The sequence below is a fragment of the Neiella marina genome (assembly GCF_002165625.1).
GTDB lineage: Bacteria > Pseudomonadota > Gammaproteobacteria > Enterobacterales > Neiellaceae > Neiella > Neiella marina.
The window spans coordinates 337,233-353,222 of record NZ_NGNS01000001.1; the positions used below are offsets into that span (position 1 = coordinate 337,233).

The 15,990-nt window shown below is 50.9% G+C and carries 11 protein-coding genes; 4 read left to right on the forward strand and 7 right to left on the reverse strand.

Annotated elements, in window-relative coordinates:
* The first annotated feature begins 123 nt into the window (after window positions 1–123).
* The 3 genes from CBE68_RS01525 to CBE68_RS01535 all read left to right on the forward strand — a co-directional run bounded on the left by CBE68_RS01525 (window position 124) and on the right by CBE68_RS01535 (window position 5,178).
* On the forward strand, window positions 124–1,101 hold the full coding sequence (locus CBE68_RS01525) for an RDD family protein (RefSeq protein ID WP_143824450.1): 978 nt from the start codon (window positions 124–126) through the stop codon (window positions 1,099–1,101).
* A 141-nt stretch (window positions 1,102–1,242) separates the two neighbouring features.
* On the forward strand, window positions 1,243–1,713 hold the full coding sequence (locus tag CBE68_RS01530; RefSeq protein ID WP_087504297.1) for a hotdog fold domain-containing protein: 471 nt from the start codon (window positions 1,243–1,245) through the stop codon (window positions 1,711–1,713).
* 243 nt (window positions 1,714–1,956) lie between these two features.
* Window positions 1,957–5,178, forward strand: coding sequence for a ligand-binding sensor domain-containing diguanylate cyclase (locus tag CBE68_RS01535; protein WP_158100463.1), 3,222 nt, complete (start codon window positions 1,957–1,959; stop codon window positions 5,176–5,178).
* A 37-nt stretch (window positions 5,179–5,215) separates the two neighbouring features.
* Here CBE68_RS01535 and CBE68_RS01540 read toward each other — a convergent pair whose 3' ends face one another.
* Both CBE68_RS01540 and CBE68_RS01545 read right to left on the reverse strand, forming a co-directional pair.
* Window positions 5,216–6,115 (reverse strand): aspartoacylase, encoded by a 900-nt coding sequence (locus tag CBE68_RS01540; protein WP_087504299.1) that lies wholly within the window; start codon window positions 6,113–6,115, stop codon window positions 5,216–5,218.
* Between the two features lie 87 nt (window positions 6,116–6,202).
* Window positions 6,203–7,003: a glucosaminidase domain-containing protein gene (locus CBE68_RS01545; RefSeq protein ID WP_087504300.1), complete on the reverse strand. Its 801-nt coding sequence runs from the start codon at window positions 7,001–7,003 to the stop codon at window positions 6,203–6,205.
* Window positions 7,004–7,230: 227 nt separating this feature from the next.
* Between CBE68_RS01545 and CBE68_RS01550 the strand changes: the two genes are divergently transcribed.
* Window positions 7,231–9,330 carry a TonB-dependent receptor domain-containing protein gene (locus tag CBE68_RS01550; RefSeq protein WP_087504301.1) on the forward strand — a complete coding sequence of 700 codons (2,100 nt, stop codon included), beginning with the start codon at window positions 7,231–7,233 and terminating at the stop codon, window positions 9,328–9,330.
* Window positions 9,331–9,376: 46 nt separating this feature from the next.
* On the opposite strand, the gene CBE68_RS01555 is transcribed toward CBE68_RS01550, so the two are convergent.
* From CBE68_RS01555 to CBE68_RS01575, 5 genes are all read right to left on the reverse strand, one after another.
* On the reverse strand, window positions 9,377–9,916 hold the full coding sequence (locus CBE68_RS01555; RefSeq protein WP_087504302.1) for a response regulator transcription factor: 540 nt from the start codon (window positions 9,914–9,916) through the stop codon (window positions 9,377–9,379).
* A complete protein-coding gene (locus CBE68_RS01560) occupies window positions 9,913–11,172 on the reverse strand; it encodes a sensor histidine kinase (RefSeq protein WP_087504303.1) in 1,260 nt (419 codons plus the stop codon). Before CBE68_RS01560 ends, CBE68_RS01555 begins: the two co-directional genes overlap by 4 nt.
* A 40-nt stretch (window positions 11,173–11,212) precedes the next feature.
* Window positions 11,213–11,863 carry an acyltransferase gene (locus tag CBE68_RS01565; RefSeq protein ID WP_087504304.1) on the reverse strand — a complete coding sequence of 217 codons (651 nt, stop codon included), beginning with the start codon at window positions 11,861–11,863 and terminating at the stop codon, window positions 11,213–11,215.
* Between the two features lie 57 nt (window positions 11,864–11,920).
* The gene (locus CBE68_RS01570; RefSeq protein ID WP_087504305.1) at window positions 11,921–12,154 is read right to left on the reverse strand and encodes a hypothetical protein; all 234 of its coding nucleotides are present in this window, start codon (window positions 12,152–12,154) and stop codon (window positions 11,921–11,923) included.
* Between the two features lie 334 nt (window positions 12,155–12,488).
* Window positions 12,489–15,935: a hypothetical protein gene (locus tag CBE68_RS01575; protein ID WP_087504306.1), complete on the reverse strand. Its 3,447-nt coding sequence runs from the start codon at window positions 15,933–15,935 to the stop codon at window positions 12,489–12,491.
* Window positions 15,936–15,990: the final 55 nt, after the last annotated feature.

Here is a 15,990-nt window from a genome sequence, read left to right on the forward strand (position 1 = left end):
AGGGAAGATTTCTCGGCGTCATCCGAGATTATGACGGCTGCTTTGATGCTCAAAACCAAAAAACGACGCGGATCAAAAAGCCATCGAACCAGTTCATTAAGCTAGCAGCAGACGGAATCGATAGTGAGTTCAGGAATGGAACAAGACAGCAGCCAACTCGGAAGCGACACTCGCTCCAAAATCACCCCTTACGCCTTTCGCGTGGCGCCGCAACTATTGGATATTCCGCTTGCTAGACCATGGCGACGGGGCATAGCCATGCTGATTGATCTAATTATTATTGGTGGCGCAGCTGTGCTGCTTGATGTGGCTTGGGCACTGCCAATATTTATATTGCTGTGGTTGATCAAACAGCACCTCCATGGCATCGGCAAACGTGTCGCGCTGATTGCGGCGTTTATCTTTATCCCCATTGCGGCAGTGATGCTCAGTGATGACGAAGACATACCAACGACGCACCAAGTATCGGACGCAATCAGCATCTTAAGCCAAACACCAAGCTTTATTGCCATCAACGAATGTGATGATACCAACTGCGTTAAGGCAGAAGCTGTCAACCTGAAGCAGGCCCTTGCCGAAACTAGCTTAGATACCGATGTTCAATACCAAATCTTGGCCGAAATCCTAGCTGATACCGAGCTAACTGGGGCGGAACTAGCACAACTATTAGACGCTAGCAGCGACACACCACCTTCAGCAGCCGACAAGGTAAGCAAACCAAAAGTCGCGGCCGAAGAAACTGAAATTCGAGTTGGCGGTATCGGAAAGATTGACGACTGTGAGCCAGAAGTAACACCAATGGGGCTTATTCGCGGCGCGATGAAAGACTTGGGTATCGGCTTTAGTTGGGCCATCGCTTACTTCACCATTTTGCCCGCGTGGTTTAATGGCCAAACTGTTGGCAAGCGATTGCTCAGAACCCGCGTGGTCCGACTCGACGGCAAGATACTCACCGCTTGGGGTTGTTTTGGCCGCTATGGCGGCTATGTTGCCGGTTTAGCCACCGGCATGCTGGGCTTCTTACAAATCTATTGGGATCCAAACCGACAAGCGATTCAGGATAAGATCGCAACCACAGCGGTGATTTATCGCAAACGTTGAGCCTGCGCCTTAATCATGCTGCGCGTTTTGTACCTTTGTGCAGGTGATTGAACCAACATAATTCAATATTGCAGCCCCGCTTCACTTGCCAAACTGGCAGCAAACCAACTAAGTTAGATTAACTGGTCGGAGGAGTTGGCAATGTCGGATAATTATGTACTTAAAATCTACAACAAGTTTAAAAAACTACCGTTCGGTCAGTGGCTATTTAGCCGCTATGCCGCGCGCCGAGCGCCTTACTTTAAGACCATCAAGCCGTTGGTGACTCACATTGCCGAGAATCACTGTGAAGTGCTCATCAAAAAGCACAAGGCGGTGACCAACCATATTGGTACTATCCATGTCATAGCCATTTGCAATGGCCTCGAAATGGCGATGGGCTTCATGGCCGAAGCATCCATTCCTAAACACCTCCGCTGGATCCCCAAAGGCATGACGGTGGACTACACCGCCAAAGCCGAGACCGATATCGTTTGTCGGGTCAAAATCCCCGCCGAACTATGGCAACCGGGCGACATGCTGGTACCAGTAGAGGCGGTTGATAGTCAGGGCTCCGTGGTGGTGAAGGGAGCCATCACTCTATGGATCACAGAAAAGGGAGCAAAAAAGTAGCCAGTTCAAAGGCTTCTCGACCTTAGAGTGTGAGCTTGCTCACCGAAGCAAACGCCACACTCGTGTTCACCACGAGTCTGCGTCATATTGGCAGTTGCGCAGCTTTCGCTGCGGGTTGCATTACACTTACTATCATTGTAATCAGTGCTGACATTAGTCTGCCAACACCAATATCTGTAGAGGTTTATGGGCTTGCCAACAAGGCTCTCGATCAGATTCCTATCGCACTGCAGCTGCTGGCTCATGTTAGCGGCTGTGTTTTGTTTTACCTTGTTTTCAACAACGGTCCTTGGCGCAGCGATCCCTGAGCACGTCAAATTTCAACAACGCAAAGTAACACCTGAATCATCGATTGGTGCGGTGCTCGATATACATCAAGATAAGTATGGCTTTTTGTGGTTCGCTGGGCGCTTGGGGTTGGCACGATTCGACGGCTACGACTTTGACATATTTCGCTATGATGAGGACAACCCCACAGGGATCAGTGCCGACACAGTGCATGACATCGCCGACGATGCTGAGGGCAATTTGTGGTTTGGCACCGAACATGGCTTAAGCCGCTACAATTTCACCACTGAGACATTTGATAACTTCTATCCGGGGCAAGAGACTGAACAACCTTCACTCGGTAATCCGGTGTTCAGTATTCACTTTGAAAACAACACCATGTGGCTGGCGACCCGCCAGGGGCTATGTCAGTCAGATGGCGATTACAGCTCATTCAGTTGTTATCCGCAAAATGACAAGCATAACAATCTACAAGGAGAATACGTGCTTGACTTGGCCCATGATCAAGCAGGCAACTTATACCTAGCTTCGGGCCAAGGCTTTAAGGTATGGCATCGGCCAACTGATACCGTCGATGTCTTTGTCAGCGAGCGCAACGTACCGAGGCGACTGCAAACATCACTTGTTCGGTCGGTGTTTGTCGACAGTCAGGACAATGTTTGGGTTGGCAGTGAAGCTGGCTTGCTGAAGTATTTGCCGGATACCAAGAACTTTCAGTTTTATCCAACCCAACTCGATGAATCCGCGCCATTAAACCAACACGATGGCGTGCCGGTGAGCGCCGCTGTTTGGGACATCTATGAGGACAGTGAAGGAATTTTGTGGGTCGCAACAGACGGATTTGGGGTGCAATGGCTTGACCCAGAAAGCGACCAACTGATGACGCTAGGTAGCTTTGTCAGCGATATTTACTCGCTTGGTTCGAATGTTGTGCGGACCATCATGGAAACTGACAATGGCGACATCTGGTTCGGTTTGTACCCTGGCGATGTCAGCGTATTTGAACGCCATCGGTCACCATTCCATGGCGTCTCTGACACCCGCATTAACGATATCATCCATCCGCTGAGCAATATTAAGAGCATCGAAGAAGACCATCATGGCCACCTTTGGCTGGCACTTGATGGCAATGGTCTGGCGCGCTACAAACCCGAAAGTGGTAATTACGATTTCTTCCGCCATCAACCGGGTAACGCCAATAGCTTAGGATCGGATGGCGTATTGGATCTGTTTGTTGATGAAGAAGGTTGGCTGTGGATCGTCACTTGGACCACTGGCATCACTAAATATCATATCGACAGCGACACTTTTGTCCGTATGCCACCGATTGCAGAAGACTTAGGCGTCAACCACGTCAATCATTACTGGACGATTTTTCGCGATCAAGCAGGAACAGTCTGGCTCGGCTCTATTGGCGGCGGTTTGACCCGAGTGGGCAGTGACACGGCAGCAGCCAAGGTGTTTCAGCATGACCCAGCAGATCCGACGAGTTTGCCCGACATTAACGTCTGGGCGATGACCGAAGACTCGCGAGGCAATTTTTGGTTGGCCACAGAGCAGGGCTTGGCGCTGATGGACCGAGAACAGCAAAGCTTCAAGGTCTATAAAACGATTCGAGGTGATGCCACTAGCCTCAACAGCAATCAAATTCGCACCGTTTTTGAAGACTCCAATGGTCGCCTCTGGATTGGCACCAATGGCGGAGGTCTCAGTGAATATCACTATGATAGCGAGACCTTCTCTACCATTCGTCGCAAGCATGGCTTGCCATCTGACGTAGTAGTGGCCATTACCGAAGATCAACAGGGCAATCTTTGGTTGGGTACTGATAAAGGGCTGGTGAGTTACGATCCGAATAGCGGCCTGACGCGTCACTTTGATAGTAGTTTTGGTATTGCCGGAGATGTCTTTAATGTCGATGCCGTGTTGTTGTCGAGTTTCGGGGAAATCATCTTTGGCGGATTAGAAGGTTACACCCGCTTTGATCCAACGGAAATCAAAGCCAGTAACGCTCGACCTCGGGTGGTATTTACCGATATCGAAATTCTCAACGCGCCAGTGGCCATTAGTGACCGAGGTTCACTGCGCCAGAGCATCACTGTAGCGGACAAGGTGAAGCTCAACCATCAGCAAAACGTGGTGTCGTTTGAAATATCAGCGCTAAATTTTCGCAGTAGCGCAGCCAATCGCTATGCCTACAAACTCGAAGGCTTCGACAATGATTGGATTAGTGCCGGTAGCAAGCGTCGGATCACCTACACCAATCTCGATCCAGGGACCTACACGTTGCACGCCAGAGCTCAAAACCGCGAAGGACGATGGAGTGATGAAGACGCCTCGATTGTGGTCGAAGTAACCCCAGCGCCATGGCGCACATGGTGGGCCTATTGCGCCTATGTCTGGCTGGTATTGGTGGCCGTGTTAACTTACTTGAATGCTCAATACAAACGACGTAAAGAACTCGAACGCTGTGTGCAAGAGCGAACCCAAGAGCTCCATGAAGCCAACCAAAAGCTAACTCAAATTAGCTTTTGCGATCCGCTGACCGGACTTAGTAACCGACGATTCTTCGAACAATTTATTGAAGCCGATGTCGCCGAGGTCAAGCGACGCTTCCAGTCATGGCAACGGCAAGAGGATCAGCCGCTACCAGATAATAGTGATTTGGCGTTCTTCTTAATCGACTTAGATCACTTCAAACAAGTCAATGATGTCCATGGCCATTCGGTGGGCGATATTGTTCTCAAACACATCGCTCAGTTACTCAAACAAGCCACCCGTGAATCCGATTATGTGATCCGTTGGGGTGGTGAAGAATTCTTGGTGCTAGCGCGTTTTGTCAGTCATGAATACGCCAGCGAAGTTGCTGAGCGGATCTGCCAGCTGGTGCGTCAGCATCCCATTAGTATCAATGACCAACTCTCGCTGGATGTCACCTGTTCAGTAGGGTTTGCCACTTATAGCTGCCAACACCAACAAGTACAGCAGTTAGGCTGGCAACAGATTATTGATATGGCGGACATCAACCTGTACTGCGCTAAAAATTCTGGCCGTAATGGTTGGGTTGGGGTCGATTTTGCCCAGCAACGCATTAATGGTATGGCGGGCTATCGCGAGCAAATTGCCAGTGACGGCATCAAGGTACTGACGTCGTTTCGATCAGCATTGAAATGGTAGGCGCTGGCAGTCTCCCGCCAGCGTATTCGTTCATCAGTTAGTCGGCTTGATAGGTATCGATGACAACCTTCTCATGCAACGACATGGCAAGATTATTGTCGTAGTAGGCCGCTTCATTAACGAAGCCTGGGTAGACGGTGTCGTCTCCCTCATACTTGATCACTGTGCCATCAAAACACTGGAACATCGGGTCACCCGGGTGCAGTGGTTGGAAATCATTATCCTGCACATTGCTGTGAACCATACCGAGGCGGTTATCAAGAGCATCGACCGGTAACTTCAAGCTTTCGGTGTAACGATAGGCATCGACAGTTTCTGGTAATTGCGGCAACTGATCGGTGTTCCACAGCTCAAGGAAGTCGAGGATGTGCTGGGTCATTTGATGACTTTGCTGATAGACGTCCTCTCGCAACACTGCTTGTGGCACTGGGCCGACTTCAACGATGACACCAAACTTACCGGTAGTGGCGAGTAGTCGATGCTCTTCACGTGGCAGATGGTCGAGATCGCGGATGACAATAACTTCCGGCATTTTCATCGTCACATAGGCAGCCAACTTACGATAGATTTCGCCCGGTTGCAGCAGCAACAGGGTCGCGCCCATATTGCTAGTGGTGGTATGCAAATCAATAACAAAGTCGATACGCGGGTTGGTTTTCGGGCCAATTTGCTGGTTAATCGCCTTGGCACGACTTTGCTCATAGCTGGTCAGCTCTGGGTTTTCTAAATCAGCAACAGCAAATTGACGATTTAAATCATGATCACAATAGCGCTTGTTTTCGCCGTGAGCTCGCGGGTTAGCGAACACCAGCTCAGTGCTAAAGCTATCGCGACTGACGCTTTGTGGTTTTTGCTGATATTGGCGGTACAGATACACGCCAGTAAATTCATTGCCGTGGGTGCCGCCGACAACTGCGACTCGTTCAATTTTACTCATGCTGTCTTACTTACCGCCTTTTGCTAACAGGTGGAAATGATAAACGGGCTATCAATCTAGCACCGAATCGACGCTTGCCCAAGCCAACTATAGCTGTGGTCGAGTCAGGGCAATATCCGACCAAGCGTGGTTTTGCCGAAGCATTTTACTCACTTCATCAACGTAGGCCTGGCCGCGCTCGGAATACTTACTCAACCCCTTAGCCATTGCTTGGGCATTCAGATCATTGGCCAAACGTTGCTCTCGCATCGCCTGATACGCCCGGTGACTATTGATGTTGTGGATATAGGCGGCGATTGCCATCAGCGGCGAATCAAACACCGCCACTTCATGATCCGCTCCGGCATTGCGATTCAATGGCACTAGGCCACAGCCAGCCTGAAAGCACCAGTGGCCAAACAAATTATTGCCTTGGCGGGCAAATCGGGAAGTACCCCAACCCGACTCTTTAGCTCCCTGAGCTAGCGCCAATGACACTGGCACAGCATTAATCCGCAGGTTCAGCTCATCGTATAGCGCATCATTGGCTTGGCAATCGACTGCCACGCGGTAGGTATCACAAATCTGTTGCAACCATTGACGTTCAGGCTGTCCCAACTGGTTCCCTTGTTGTACCAGGGTCAGCGCGGCCTGGCGGACATCGAGCACATGTTGGTTGGCTTGCTGCACCAAAGGAGCGAGGTAATCGGCAAACATTTGCTTGCGCACAGGCCCAGCAGGATAAGCGGCAAAGTCCGGCAGCGATTCAGCGTCGGTGGTCAATTTGATGGCCGGCAAGTCTATCAATGGTAATCGCTTAGTCACCACCAAGGTCAAGCCAATGGCTAACGCCAGCAACACAAAACTAGCAACCGCCAGCTTGGTTAAACGCTGATTACTCAACTGCACACCACTCTCCTACATCATTTTCTTTGGTTGCCTGAACGATAGATTTGCTGTGCCGCAAACACAAGCATAAGCAACTGTTTTTAAGAGTTTTTGAGAACTCAACTTCAAGCTGTTCACTGCTGCGACATATTGTCGCACTTTGATGGTTTTCCGTTGAGCCCAACAATGCTCTCTCTTATGTTTGCCAACAAATTGATAACAAGACTAAAACCACTCTGGAGTTTCTCTTGGCACAGCCGTTCTTTGCCCGTTCCCTCAGCCTTATTGCTGGCACCTGCGTCGGACTATCGGTGCAAGCATCGCAACCCGATCACATTGAAGTGATCGGCCATCAGCAGTTCAACGAAATTGTTGCCGAACTTGAGCCCGGCTATCACAACCCGGATCCCGGCGAACTGCTAAAAACCTTGCCCGGAGCCAACATCAACCGCAATGGCCCATTAACACCCATTGCTCAATATCGCGGCCTTTATGGTGATCGAGTGGCTGTCACCGTCGACGGCTTGGGCGTCATCGGTACTGGCCCAAACGCAATGGATACGCCACTCAGTTACGTGCCGATGATATTGCTTGACTCAGTTGAACTGCACCGCGGCATCGCACCGATCAACAGCGCCATTGAAAGCCTCGGAGGCGCATATCAGATCAACTTACGACCGATGCCAACGGCGATGACTGAGACATTCGAATCAGCAGCGGCAGCGCAAGTTGGTTATCGCGACAATGGCGATGTCGGGCAGGCGGCCGTGGTAGTAGAAACCGGCAATCGCCATCATGCCATACAAGCTTTCTTTGATTGGCGCCAAGCGAGCGAAGATACCGAAGCAGGTAACGGCAAAGCGATTGAGCCAACCGACTATGACAAGTGGGTAGCGGGGATTAAATACCAGCGCAACTTTAACAGCGGTCACTGGCAAATATGGGCTCAACGCTTTGATACCCAAGATTCCGGCACCCCAGCTTTACCGATGGATATTCTCTACATCGAGACCGATCGATTTGGCTTTGCAGGGCAATTTGACTGGCAACATTGGCAAACTGAGCTGCAGCTTGGTTACAGTGATGGCGAACATCTGATGGACAACTTCACCATGCGCGCTAATGGCCCAATGATGTCTCGCATGCGGCAAAACCTAGCCAATTCAGATGACTTGCAATGGTCGCTGACAACACGCCAAAACAGCCAACAGCAAACCATTGAGCTGGGCTTTGATGGTTTACGGGCAAATCACGATGCGACCATTACGGACCCCACTAATCCGATGTTCAAGATCAGTAATTTCAGTGCCATTGAAGATGACAAAACCAGTGTCTACGGTAATTGGACACAGGGCTTAGGCGATTCGGCGTTTTCACTGCAAACAGGCTTGCGATTGAGTTACGTTGAGGCCAATGCTGGTGATGTTGAACACTCAATGGCTGCGATGAATCCGATGATTGCGCAGTTGGTGGAACAGTTTAACAGTGCCGATCGCCAGCAAGACGACTGGTTAGTCGATGCAACTTTGAGCTTAAACTGGCAACAAACCAGTCACTGGTCGCACTCGCTGGCATTGGCTCACAAGCAACGAGCGCCGAGTTATCAAGAGCGCTATTTGTGGTTTCCGCTCGAAGCCACTGCCGGGTTGGCTGATGGTCGCAGCTACATCGGCGATCCAGATCTGGATGCCGAATCAGCATGGCAACTTGACCTTGCAACACGCTGGCAATCAAGTGCGTTGAGCATCGAGCCCCATCTGTTCTATCAACGCGTTGACGATTACATTCAGGGTACGCCACTGCCCGAAGACAACGCCTACATGGCCGCTAATAAGGTGGCAACCATGATGTCAGGCAAACCGCCCTTGCTGTTCGCTAACGTTGAGGCCGAACTTTACGGCGCTGACCTAGCACTCAATTGGCTACTGACCGAGAGCCTGCAATGGTCTTCAACACTGAGTTATGTTCGCGGCAAACGGCGCGATATCAACGACAATCTTTATCGGGTTGCACCACCAAACTGGCGCCAGCAGCTCAGTTATCAGTGGCAACAATGGCAACTGAGCGCCGATTGGCTGCTGGTTGCCGAGCAAGACAAGGTGTCGACGACCAATAGCGAGCAACAAACCGGTGGCTATGGTTTGCTGGGCTTGACCCTCAATCGGCAACTGGAGTTTGATGGCGACCGCTCGGGCTCGTTGCATCTGGGCGTCGATAACTTATTGGACAAGCACTACGCCGATCATCTTGGCGGCTACAACCGAGTGATGGCAGCAGAACAAGCCAGCGGCGAACGACTCGATGCGCCGGGCCGGTCAATCTGGGCCAAGCTTGAGCTTACACTTTAACCCCTTTGAATCTCACTCTGGCCCCACGTTTAGGGTAAGCGCCCTGTTATTGTTTAACAGGGCGTTTTTGTAACTTACGTTGCAACGTCCGACGATGCATATTCATCGCCCGAGCCGCAGCTGAGACATTACCGTCGTGCAACGCCAGAACCCGTTGAATGTGTTCCCATTCTGCTCGCTCCGGCGACATCGTTTCATCAACCACCGCTGGCTCAACAGCATTTTGACCTGTTAAAGCCGCTAGTAACGCCGCGGAATCAACCGGCTTTGACAGATAATCGTCGGCACCCAGCTTCATTGCCTGAACGGCAGTAGTCACGCTGGCATAGCCAGTGAGTAGTACGACTCTGGCATGCGGCACCAGTTGCCGTAAGTTGGGTAGCAGCTGCAAACCACTATCGTCGCCGAGCTTCATATCCAGCAATATATGCGACGGCTTTAACTGCTGTGCTTTGCCCAGTGCAGTAGCAGCATCGAACGCCACATCGGTAACAAAACCATGGCGCCTCAGCCGACGTTGCAAGAGCTCAGCAAAAGTCTGGTCATCATCGATGATTAACAGTGAATCAGTTGCCGGTGCTGTCATTGATGCTCCTCATTGAGCGGTAACCAGATAATCACCGTGATCTGTTGCTTATCATCGGTCTGATGCAGCTGTAAGCGAGCGCCGAAACGCTCGACCACACTGCGGCTGAGCAACATCGCCATACCAAACCCCGACTCGGAGAACACCAACTGCTCGCCGGTCAGTTGGGCGACATCAAAATCGTCAGGACAAGGGTTGGTTATCGCCAGCCGACAACAGCGAGCGTGTTGTTCCGCTCGCTCCACTTCAAGCCGCACGGTGACTTCAGCAAGCCCGCTTGATTCGCTCGCTTGGGCGGCATTCTGCATCAGGTTAGTGAGCGCCGGTAATAGACTCGAATCGGCAACGATCACGCCATGCTCATCGCTAGCGCTTTGGTCGATATGCAATTGCCAACTGATTTGCGGCCACAACAGCCGGCTGCGCTCAACAACAACAGTCGCCAACTGCGCCGGTTGCCAGTGTTGCGAGCGCTGCTCGCGGATATCAACGGCCAGCTGGCGCAGCTCCGACAAACTTTGCTGGCAGCGCATTAACGGCGCTTGCAGCGCTTCGATATCAGCGTTGCTGGGATATTGTTCGGCGAGTTCTTCATGCAATAAGCTTAACGTTGCGATGGGCGTGGCCATGTCGTGAGCGGTTTGGGCCGCCGCCGTGCCCATCGCTAACAATTGCTGTTGTCGCATCGCGGTCATTTGCTGCTGTGCTAACAATGCATCTCGCTGGCGCAACCCTCGGGCGATTGCTGCGACAACAAAGGCGACCACCAAAGCAGACAACAAGAAGTTAATCCACATGCCAACAAAATGCCCTTGCATGTCATGTATATGATGCATTTGTTGTGGCAGCCAAAACACCATACTGGAATATGAAGCAATCGCCGCAGATAGCACCAACACCGCGCCCCACATCGGCAACATCACCCCAGCAAGCGCCACCGGCAATAACAAACCCGACACATAGGCATTGGTGGCACCGCCAGTGGCATATAACAAACAACTGAGCCATAACACATCGAGCAACAACTGGCCGCACAGCGCTATGGGCTTAATCGGGCGGCGAGCACGATACATCAGTAGTGCACTGGCTTGCTGGCCGAGTTGGCCCGCCAACGCCAACCAGATCAAGCTACTCCAAGCCTTCAACACAGCACCAGACCAAACCAACAGCAGCACCACTTCCACCAACAGTAATAGCCAGCGCAGCTGAGTCAGCCGCGACCAATGATTGGTTGCTGGATTGTGTTGCTCGATCATCCTTTATCTGCCTTTTTGTTCGATTTGCTTTAGCAGCAAACTAGCCAATTTCTGGTTTGTTCCGCCGATCACCAATAACGCTCGCCGGTTGGCCGCCAACAATGCCATAGTCGGGCACATCTCGGGTTACCACGCTGCCCATCCCGATCACGGCATGATCACCAATGGTGACACCATCCACAATGCCAACACCGGCACCTATCCAAACATCTTTGCCGATGATGACGCCATTGGAACTGACCGGTTGTTGCCAGACTTCGCGATCTGGCGCCATGCCATGGTTAAACGCAAAGATTTTTACCGCGTTGGCAATTCGCGTGTCATCGCCAATAGTGATCCCCGCGCGACCACCATCGAGGCTGCAGCCATGATTAATACTGATTCGGTTTCCAGCTTGAATTGGGCCATGTATGAAGCTATCTGCTGCGATCATGCAGCGATCACCAAAAATAACATCGCGCCCTGGTTCAGCAAAGATACGCGCGCTTTCGGCAATAAAGCAATCCGTGCCGAGCGACACCGTTTCTAATTTTTGTAGGCGCTGCTGAATGCTTGTTTGCCAAGGTTTGGCCCACTGCAACTGTTTTGGTTTGAGCGAGTAATACAGCCACGGCATCCAGTTCAGTCGCTGTTTGTGCTGGTCAATGTAATCGTGGCTGGTCGGCTGAAATTCAGCGGGCTGATCATGCATGGCGGAGAATTTGGTTGTGGTGTCGCTGCGCTGATGATATCAGCTTGGGTTTAGAAATCATTGTTCCTCGCGACTCTTGCTGTCGTGCATCATCAGCAGCAAAGTGATCACCAATTTGGATGGGATCAGCAACAACAAGCCTGCGCCAATGGTTAGTGCGATTACTCGTACGCCACCGACGCCGTCAGTGCGCAAGTCGGTGAATGCGATGAGACCAACACCAACGACAATCAAGGCGATACCAAACCACATCGCCACCATCAGTAGTCGTTTCCATTGGTTAAAGCTCATTGCGCTTTCCTGTCATAGGACGATCAAATTTCTAGCCGCGCTGCTAAGCCAATTCTCGGTTATTTTTCGAAACGCCGCATTCGTTGCCACCAGAGGTAGGAGGATAGCTAGTTGTTCGAGCATCTGCTGCATGGATGCAGCAGCTGAGCCATCAGGGATGATTTTACGGCGTCTCGCGCAAATAGCTATCGTCCTACCTTCGTGCAGAGATTCATCTTACTCGGTTCTAAGCCAATACCTCTGACATGTATCAAAAACAAAAAAGGGCGCCTGTAACAGACGCCCAAAGGAATACACAACTAAGGTCAACAGACCATTTAGGGGGGTGGATCAGTTAATCGTTTAGCAAAGCCTTTGGCAGCACTAAATCGATTTGCTTGATGGCGTTATCGCGAGAGAACAGATGTTCACTGATCTCAGCGTTAAGCACCAAGCCTGCAATTGTTTCAGTGCGTCCGTCAGCCCACTCAATGGTGATTGCTGCATCTTCACTGTCAATTGCTTGGAAGCGCACCGGAACCTGACAGAAAGTGAAGGCCAAAGCAGCAGCAGGAACTGCCAACTCTTGCCAATCTCCGGCCAAATCCAGATAGCGCAAACTAGTGGCTTCGCTGGTAAATTCTTGCGCACGCAGCAGGCTTGGTTCGAAACGAATTTCGCCGTCCCAAATGCGCAAGCCCAACTCACCCCAACGGGTCAGCACTTCTTCTTTCACCTGGCCGGTCATACCGGGTTGCTGAGCACCCAAGTGTGACGGCGTATGCGAATACGGGTCATAAGGGAATGAACCATATTCTTCAGGTGTTTTATTGAAGCCAATGCCTTCACGTACGCGATAGTAGTAGTCTGCCAGTGCCGCAATCGTTGCCTTGTCGGCACCTTGAGCAACCGCACTGAAGTAGTTTTCTTGCACCGCCAACAACAACTTAGACACCATGTGCCAATAGATGCTGCCGAGGCCTTCAAAGCCAAACATGGTGCCCGAACGACCAGTGAACGCTTTGTGGTTAAAGATAGACTCGTATAAATCCAATACCGCTTGCTTGTCCTGCTCAACCGCAGTGCCAAATTGGCCGTTCAGCTTTTCCAACGCCACGATCAAATCGCCAGCATTGTGGAAGTTGGCGTTAAAGCGATATGCACCCGCAACGTCCTGCTCGATGATACGGTGGTCGTTCTCTGCCAGCATCATGCTCAGTACCGGAATCGCGTTGACTTGCTCAGCGGACACTTGGTTTTTGGTCAGGAAGCTCGGTAAATCGCGGTCTGGATAGAGCATAAAGGTGCTTTGATCAGCACGCCACATATCGCTGGCAAACAATGCATCCAGTACTTTGACTGTGTTGTCTGGCGAGATGACACCAGCGCTTAGGGCGGCCACTTGGCCTTCCAGCATTGGGTACAAGTAATCAACACTGGCTTGCTCTGGCGCCACTTCCAACAAGTTGTATGCTTCGTACAAACCGTCTTGACGGACATTGTGAGCGATCGAGTGGTCAACAAAGACCAATGCATCATCGAGCATCGCTACGACGGCATCAACTGATTGCTGCTGCGCACCGCTAAAGCCGCTGGTGTAAACCTGTTGACGGTACTTGCCTGCCGCTTCGCCAAGATCACGCAGAACCTGCCAGCGGAACTCGTCCGTAACTTTGTCATCGCCAAGCTGCGGTGCATATTGCGCCAATACTTTCGCAGTATCGGCCAGCCATTCGACAACCTCTGCCGACATGCTGTAAGCAGTTTCACCTTGCTCGGTCAGCAAGCGCTGCATAAAGGTGATGTAACGGCGCACATAGTACATAGTGACCATCGACAAGCCCTGACCAACCAAAGCATTGTTCGCATCGTTCCACTCAGGGCGTTGGGTGTTCAACCAAATACCACCATCAACCACCAAGTTGCTCAATTTGCTCAGCAGTGGCACCAATAGCTTTTCAAACAGGTTAACCTGATAGACTTCATCCGCACCAGTAAGTACCAACTTACCGTCAGAACCAATCTTTTCAACGCGCTGATCAATAAGCTTCGCTTTGTCATGATCAAAGTCGACGGTGTTTTTGAAGTCGGCAACCAAGGCATCAAACGGCTTAATCACGTATGGTACGTTGGCATAACAGAACAACGGCTGTTGCAACAATGACTGCAATTGCTGAGGGTGGAACTGCTTCGACGCCTCAAGCAACTTCAGCAAATAGATAATCTGGTGGTCACCCCAGTAGCCAATGTTGCTCCACGGATCATCCGGCTCATCCAATTCCCAATCGATACCGTCTTTGGTAATGCGGTATGGGTTGTAGCCATCAATGGTTGACGCATTGACGAACTTGGCAATCACATTCTCAATGAAGTCTGGGTAACTAACAGCCAGTGCTTCCCAGTTTTGGAAGATATCGCGCCAGTTACCTTGATAAGACAACAGGCGGTTACCGGCATCATCACGCAATTTGATAACAAAGTGGTTCCAAGGGCGGCTTGGGTCGCCATGGCGACGACCAAAAGTGATCGGCAGGTATTCGTAGCACAAACGCTCTAGTTGCGGATCGTTTTGCGCGATGACTGCTTTGTGCAGTTCTTGATACGACAGTACTTCTGGCAGATCACGAATAAATTTCTGATGACGTTGCCATACCGCTTTGTTCAATACCGACAGGGTGGCGTTGAAGTCTTCACGCGGCACTTGGTATTGATCGTTAAAAATACCACCGCGCATCACGTTGAACAGTACATTGGCATAGTGGTGGGTACTAACGTGCTCTTCGGCAGTCGCTTGGAAGCCGTCAGCGGCAGCCATCAAACGAGCCAGTTCATCGGAATTGGCTTCGATCGAAGCGGCGATTTCATCGGCTAATTGAGGGTTTTCAGCAATTTGTTTACGCGTCGCGACAACGTCTGATTGTGACTGGCTAACATCAGCAATCAGCTGCCAACTTTGCTCTGTGTTGCCTGCCAATTTCAGCTTAGTCACCAACAGGTAAGCACCAGGCTCAGCGCGCATCAATTGTTCACTATGGACTTCACGGCCCATACGGAACGCTTCGAGCTGACGAGTCGACAACAATACATTGGCTTGTGGCAAACCTAGGCTAAACACACCAGAGGCTTTGAGCGACTCACTTGGCTCAGCGCGATCAGAAATAGCGGCATAAAGCGCAAATACAGCATGATTCGTGGAGGCATCAAGCTCATTCCACTTATAAGCATCAACCAAACAACTCGCTTCAGTTTGCGTTTTGCGCGGTACAGCCCAAGGCAACAAGTTAGTCACGCCATCTAGCAATTGAACATCAACGGTATCGCTGTTGAGGTTTTCTAAATAGCTTTGGCGAACAAAGCCAAACTCATCACTGGAGCTCCAGCTGTAGCTGAACTTCAAGCCCAGTTCATGGTTGGTCTCAGTGAACACCAACTTGCTGCCAAGCAGGTTCTTATATAGTGTGCGAGTGACTTTCGGGCTGGTTGGGCCTTGCTCAACAAATGGCTGCCACAACACAGGGCCGTTTTCAGTGGCCACCCAGAATAGCGATTTGGAGCCAGTCTTATGCGCATTACTGTGAATCTTATCGACCGACTCATAAGGGAATAGGGCATTTTCTGGCTGGGTACGACCAGCGGTTAACGCTCCTGTTGAAGAGATAAACAACCAATGATCACTACTTGATACCAAGCTGATGAAGAATGGCGGCATTTGGTCATAGTCTTTGATCGCGTAAAAGCGTTCTCCGTTGAGCGTTACGAATCCGCTCGAGCCGACATCGGCCGCAAAGTGAGTATTTGTCATTTTTTTATCCCAAGAAGCGTAAATACATTTGCTTGTTGAACACCATCGCCAGAGA